Raw genomic sequence first — 6,744 nt, 5'->3', positions numbered from 1 at the left:
CTGTTTAGCTCGTCATTAATCAAAGATAGAGTACCATTATCTAAAAAATCAGACAAGCCTAAGGCTTATTTAGTGTGCGCTATTTTCGACACATTATCAAAATAAATTCATCTCGTAGGTCGCTTCATACTTGACTTATGGTAGAAAATAGCGCAGTGCAATGACTCGATTGCACTGCGCTATTTTGATTGTTAGCCGTTAATAGTTTGTTAAAAGTCCCTATTCCGTTACAAATTCACCATAAGCTACGCAACCTTCAGGAAATCTGGTATCATACGGGTATAAACATCTTGGAGGAGGGATGAGCAATGGCAAATTGGTTCGGGAAAAAACGTTCAAATCGTCGTGTCCTAGGGGGCACCAGCAGTGATCATGAACTTGATTACGGTGAATTGTTCACAGCTTACGTCAGGGGAAAGCAAAAGGATATATCACGTCAGCGTCAGCAGGCAGAAAAAATGGCTCATCAAATTAAAAAAGACCAGCAGCATAATTCTTAAAACGAACAAGCTGTGACAAAACTAGGTAGATTCCAGAATTTAACGCAAATAATGCCTATTCCGCGGTTTTTGCGGAATAGGCATTATTTGCGTTAAATGGCCGGAATCTGAAGTTTTGGAGCGTAATTAGGCTATATACTCGGATAAAGCCAAAGTACAGCTACAACTAATTTGGATTAAGAATTGATTGAAATACTTACCAATATAGACTTATGGCACAGTCTTTTTGTCAGTTATTCGTAACCTAAACCATTCACGTTTGCACGCTGGGTTTTGGTGCCAGTCCAGAATGGGACTTTGACCACGCCTGCAATTTTGCTCTTTTTCACGAAGCCCCAGTAGCGGCCGTCGTTTGAAACACTGCGGTGATCACCCAAGACGAAGTATTCGCCCTTAGGAACTACTGTCACATGCTTACCCCAGCCGTACTGTTTTGCCAGTGTTTGCAACGTCCAGTTGCGGTTGCCAGTTCCAGCAGTTGCTTCACGATTACTGATAAAGCTTTGGTCAACCACTTTGTCATTCACGTAAAGTCTGTCGTTTACAAAGGAAACGGTGTCGCCAGGTAAACCGATAACGCGTTTGACGTAATCGGTACCGGGCGCGGCTTCCGGATCAGCGCCATGGGCGTCAAATACGACGACGCTTAAATGCTTGATTTGCGCCTGTTTAAACATCCAGACGCGTTCGTTATTCGTTAAATTAGGTTCCATGGACGGGCCATCCACCCGAACCGGTGAGAGGACAAAACTTTTCAAGCCGAATGCCAGTAGGAGTCCGATGATGACTGGTATCACGATTTCTCTGATGAATTTCATTGAGTTGCTATCCCTTCCAGGGTATGCAGTGCAGACCCTGCTATCTTAGTTAAATACACTTCATATTACTCTTTTTCTGTTAAAAGTCACAATATGTCACGGTCTTTTATCATAATGTTAACCAGCTTGTAAATGATTTTGCTAGTATTTTGTAAATAATCCCGTATCATTGTAGGTATGATGCCATTTAGAAGGGATGGACCTACAACATGTCTGAGCAACGTCACCGGCTTCGATTCATTTTAATATTGGGTACATTGAGTGCCACGGGGCCATTATCCATTGATTTATACTTACCTGCTTTACCGCAAATGATGCGTCAGTTTCAGACTTCCGCATCGTTGATTCAACTAAGTTTAACAGCTTGTTTATTAGGTTTGGCGTTTGGCCAGCTGATTGCGGGACCGCTCAGTGACCATTACGGCCGTAAAAAGCCGCTGTTAGCCGGTTTCTTAGTGTTTGCGCTAGCCTCGTTTCTCATTGCGCTGACCCATTCGATTACCATGCTCATTGTGATGCGATTTATTCAGGGTCTAGCGGGTGCCAGCGGTCAGGTGCTTTCCAGAGCCGTGGCTCGAGATTTGTTCAGTGGCCACGCGCTGACCAATTTTTACGCGATTTTAAATGCGGTGAACGGAGTGTTTCCAATTATTGCGCCGATTATCGGGGGCTACATGATTCAATTTGTCCCTTGGGAAGCCGTTTTTATTCTCCTGGGTGTGATCGGTCTGGTACTTTCAGGGCTGATTGTCATCGGAATCCCCGAAACGCTGGTACCCGAAAAGCGGTTAACGGGATCGCTCTTTACCACTTTTAAGTCCTTTAGTGACCTAGTAAAATTGCCTGGATTTATGCGCAGCATTGTGGTGACCGGCCTGGTCTATGGCTGCTTATTCAGCTATATTTCAGCATCAACTTTTATCTACCAGCAGTTATTTCATCTATCCGCTCAGACGTTTAGCTTAATTTACGCCATGAATGGCCTGGGAATCGTCATTGGCAGCGGTTTGCCAAGCCGGGTGAATCGGCTGTCCGAAGTGAGCCAGATGAAGATCGGGATGGTCTTGGTATCGCTGGATAGTCTAACGTTATTGATCGGTTCATGGCTGCGGTTTCCGCTGGTTGCAGTAGCATTGCTGCTGTGGTGCCTAGTACTCGTCATTGGGATGCTGCTGACGCTGACGACTTCGATTATCATGAACCAGGCGTCCCAAAACGCTGGTAGTGCATCGGCGCTGGTGGGACTGTCACAAAATGCGTTTGGCGGGATCTCATCACCATTAGTTGGTCTGTTCGGTACCGCAAGTTATGCCCCGATGGCTGGTCTGGTTTTGATTTACAGTTTCGGTGCGCTGGGTCTGTCTTACAAGAGTCGGGTGCAGGGTAACTAAAAGTGCAGTAAAATGAGTTTGCTTAATTTTAAACACGTTTGAGGAGGTTAACTAATGAGCAAAACAAATCCATCAGAATTAACAGCAAGTGATTTTAAGCAGTATCATCGGGAATTAAATCAGCGTCCAGACGCTGCCGTAATTAGCCGGGCAGTCATGACTAACGGGGTCAATGCTGCTGCTACTGATCCTCAGGCAAAGGTTCGCCTTCACCGGGAATTTTCCGTTGAACTGGAGACGGGGACGGTCACTAACCAGAAGCAGAGCGGCCGCTGCTGGGAATTTTCGTTATTGAATACCTTGCGGCACAAGTTTGAGCAGTCACACCGCGTGAAGAACTTTGAACTGTCGCAAAATTACCTGTTTTTCTGGGATAAGGTGGAACGGGCTAATATGTTTTATCAGCACATTTTAGCCACTGCCGATAAGGATCCTAATGATCGTGAAGTGGCCTTTTACCTGAAAATGGCTGGTGGTGATGGCGGGCAATGGCCAATGGCTGCTGCACTGGTTGAAAAGTACGGTGTCATGCCAGCTTATGCCATGCCAGAAACCTATAATACTGACCATACCGGTGCCTTTGCTGCCACTTTGGCCTTGAAAATGAAGCACGATGCGGTTATTTTACGTGACTTGGTTCGTAATGGTGCCAGTGCTGATCAGCTGGATGAAAAACGCCGTCAGATGGTGGGCGAAGTATACCGAATGGCAGCTTATTCCTTTGGTGAACCGCCAGCTACCTTTGATTTAGAATATCGTGATAATGATAAAAAGTGGCATCGTCAGGCTAATTTAACGCCCACAGCCTTTTTCAAACAGGAGTTTGACGCTGATTTAGAAGACTACGTTGTGGTGACAAATTCACCAGACAAGCCGTTAAATGAACTTTATCGGTTAGCCAGCCAGGAAAACATCGTGGGCGGCAAGCAGATTCAGTTCTTAAACGTTGATATGCCAGTTTTGAAGCAAACCGCTATTGCTCAATTACAGGATGGTGAAACAGTTTGGTTTGGCAACGATGTGCTGCAACAAATGAGCCGCGAACAGGGTTTCTTGGATGCTAAATTATTTCGCCGCGCTGAACTTTTCGGGATCGATCTGTCACTGAATAAGGCGCAGCGCTTTGAGTATCACGAAGCCGAAGTCACCCATGCGATGACCTTAACCGGGGTCAATTTAGTAGACGGACATCCTAACCGCTGGAAAGTCGAAAATTCATGGGGCGAGAAAAACGGTGAGAAAGGTTACTTTGTGATGACGGATGACTGGATGGATCAGTTTGTCTATGAAGTCGTTGTCCATAAGAAGTATCTAACGGATGAACAGCGTGAGATCTTAACCCATCGACCAGTTGAATTGGCGCCATGGGATCCGTTGATGTAAGTTAAATTTGATTTTTCGGATGGCAATTTTTACCAAAATTCCAAAATAGCATCATATTCTGCCGACTTTTTTAATAACCGTCCAACTATTATTGCTGTCTTTTTGACCAGTGATTGTAATCGTTTTCAATTGGTAGTAGGCTAGCTCTAATTTGTAAATTTTGAATGGGGGCACCGCTATGTTTAATGTTAGACCGACACTATCGCCTATTTCTGAAGAAAAACGTCATGCTATGAAGGTTAAGCTTGATGGTCTTGCCAAACCCACCGGTGGACTCGGCAGACTTGAGACACTTATGATTACCCTTGCTGGTATCCAGCAAACTACCGCACCCCGCACGAAAAAAAGGTGTGTTCTGGTCTTTGCTGGCGATCACGGCGTTGAACGTGCCGGTGTTTCCGCCACACCGCGAAAAGTCACCTGGGAACAATCCATCAACACACTTGAGGGGCATACGACCGTTGCATCGTTAGCAATGGCCAACCACTGCGACGTAAAAGTCGTTGATGTGGGTGTTGATCACGACCTTAGTGGAACCGGTGTTATCGATAAAAAGGTTAACTGGGGCACTAAAAATCTTGCTGAAGAGCCGGCGATGACTCGTGATGAGGCGATTCAGTGCCTTCAAGCAGGTTATGACGTTGCCCAAGATACCATTAACGAGGGCAATGATTTATTGCTTATCGGTGAACTAGGCGTTGGTAATACCACCCCAGCCTCCGCTATTATCAGTGTTTTACTGGGCATTCCAGCAGCTAAGGTTGTTGGCCGCGGTTCGGTAATTTCTGCTGACCGGTTGGTTCACAAAACCAAGGTGGTTGAAAAAGCCATTGCTGACTGGCAGCCTGATCCTGATGATCCAATTGACGTTTTGAGTAAGGTTGGCGGTTTTGAAATCGGTGCTAAGGCTGGCGCAATACTATGTGCTGCTGAGCGCGGTGTGCCGCTGATTTTGGATGGGTTCTTGTCCTATGCGGGAGCCATTATCGCTGAAAAGCTTGATCCGGGTGTGAAGGATCATTTAATTGCCTCCCATCTTTCACGAGAATTTGGCTCCAAATGTGCGTTAGATTGGTTAAAATTAACGCCAATGCTAGACCTTCAAATGGCAGTGGGCGAAGGCAGCGGTGCCGTTTTAGCACTGAGTTTGATTGACGCGATGCAATCGGTATTGACACACATGAATACGTTAGCGGATATTGATGTTCGGTTTAAGCGGTAAGCACACTTTGCCAAGTTAATCTGCATGAACAACTGTTGGTTTGATGAGTATTTGGTTGTAAAAAGGCTGCGCCATCATAGTTAGATAAAAAATTTATCTATGATGGCGCAGTCTTTTTGGTAGCTTAAGTATTAAAGTTATAAAACTTTGTATGCTGCCAGCAGTGACATGGTATTGATCTTGCTTAAATAAGTCTTTAAATCATGCAACTGTGCTTTTGACATGTCATGAGTGATGATGACTACTCGAGCTGTTTGATCGTCGTTTTTAGTTTGAACAATTTGGCTAAAACTAGCACCGATTTGAGTCATAATTTGGGTAAATTTCAGCATTTGACCTGGGATATCAAGCATTCTCAAGGATAAGTAGTAGGGATAAATGACATCGTTAGGATCGACTTTGCCTACTTTGCTTTGATAGTTGTTAAACGAATTACCAGTGGTTCCGAGGGCAATGTTTTTAGTGACGGAAACGATGTCACTCAGCACGCTGTTAGCGGTCGGCAGGCCACCAGCACCTGGGCCGTAGAACAGGGTCTCACCAACGGCTTTACCGGTAACCATGACGGCATTATTTTCGTTATTGATGGTTGCTAACGGATGATCTTGAGGAACCAGTACTGGCCCAACTTCAGCAAAAACCCCGTCGTCGATTCGGCGCGCGATTCCCAGCAGTTTAATTGTGTAGCCAAAGGCATCTGCCTGCTGGACATCTTCTTGCTGGATAGTTGAAATGCCTTCTACGGACATATTGGATAATTTGATGTGGGTACCGTATGAGAACTGGCTCAAAATAACCATCTTGTAGGCGGCATCGATGCCTTCTACATCGTTAGTTGGGTCAGATTCAGCAAAACCCAGTTCCTGCGCCTTCATTAATGCTTGATCGTAGGACCAATGTTTGCGTTGCATCTGGGTCAAAATATAGTTAGTCGTACCGTTGACGATTCCCTTAACTTCCGTGATGTAATCCGCTGCAAAACTGGTAACGATGGTTCTTAAAATCGGAATGCCGCCGGCAACGCTGGCTTCGTACATCAAGTCACAGTGGTTCTGCTTGGCAATGGCTGCTAATTCTTCGCCAGCAGATGCGATCAGGTCCTTATTAGCTGTTACCACGTGCTTTTTGGCATTTAACAGGGTTGTGATGACTTCTTTAGCCGGATGAACCCCACCCATGACTTCAACCACGATTTTGATTTCGGGATCATTCACAATGGTATTCAGATCATCAGTGACCGTAACCCCTTCTGGAACTTCGTTTTGGTGTTTAGCCACATCCCTAACCACTACGGTTTTAACGCTTAAGTAGCGGCCGGTGATGTTTTGCACCTTGTCAGAATTTTCAGTTACCATTTTGAGAACGCTACTGCCAACGGTCCCAAGGCCAATAAGGCCAATTTTAATTTCATCCATAGTCGGGCCCTCCTT

6 protein-coding genes are annotated in these 6,744 nt (G+C 45.4%); 4 read left to right on the top strand and 2 right to left on the bottom strand.

Annotation, left to right across the window (positions count from 1 at the left end; genetic code table 11):
• Positions 1-308: 308 nt before the first annotated feature.
• A complete protein-coding gene (locus tag JUE95_RS11955; protein WP_203651986.1) occupies positions 309-500 on the top strand; it encodes a hypothetical protein in 192 nt (63 codons plus the stop codon).
• 233 nt (positions 501-733) lie between these two features.
• On the opposite strand, the gene lepB is transcribed toward JUE95_RS11955, so the two are convergent.
• Positions 734-1,318 carry a signal peptidase I gene (gene lepB / locus JUE95_RS11950; protein WP_203651985.1) on the bottom strand — a complete coding sequence of 195 codons (585 nt, stop codon included), beginning with the start codon at positions 1,316-1,318 and terminating at the stop codon, positions 734-736.
• A 209-nt stretch (positions 1,319-1,527) separates the two neighbouring features.
• Between lepB and JUE95_RS11945 the strand changes: the two genes are divergently transcribed.
• The 3 genes from JUE95_RS11945 to cobT all read left to right on the top strand — a co-directional run bounded on the left by JUE95_RS11945 (position 1,528) and on the right by cobT (position 5,314).
• The gene (locus JUE95_RS11945) at positions 1,528-2,709 is read left to right on the top strand and encodes a multidrug effflux MFS transporter (protein ID WP_203651983.1); all 1,182 of its coding nucleotides are present in this window, start codon (positions 1,528-1,530) and stop codon (positions 2,707-2,709) included.
• A gap of 54 nt (positions 2,710-2,763) precedes the next feature.
• Positions 2,764-4,092, top strand: coding sequence for a C1 family peptidase (locus tag JUE95_RS11940; protein ID WP_203651981.1), 1,329 nt, complete (start codon positions 2,764-2,766; stop codon positions 4,090-4,092).
• A gap of 178 nt (positions 4,093-4,270) precedes the next feature.
• On the top strand, positions 4,271-5,314 hold the full coding sequence (gene cobT, locus JUE95_RS11935; protein WP_203651979.1) for a nicotinate-nucleotide--dimethylbenzimidazole phosphoribosyltransferase: 1,044 nt from the start codon (positions 4,271-4,273) through the stop codon (positions 5,312-5,314).
• Positions 5,315-5,451: 137 nt separating this feature from the next.
• On the opposite strand, the gene JUE95_RS11930 is transcribed toward cobT, so the two are convergent.
• Entirely contained in the window at positions 5,452-6,729 is a 1,278-nt protein-coding gene (locus tag JUE95_RS11930; RefSeq protein ID WP_203651977.1) for a homoserine dehydrogenase, read from the bottom strand.
• Between the last annotated feature and the right edge of the window lie 15 nt (positions 6,730-6,744).

Source organism: Secundilactobacillus yichangensis (genome assembly GCF_016861565.1).
GTDB lineage: Bacteria > Bacillota > Bacilli > Lactobacillales > Lactobacillaceae > Secundilactobacillus > Secundilactobacillus yichangensis.
Note: the sequence above shows the minus strand (reverse complement) of the source record. Positions and strands in the feature narration are given on the sequence as shown.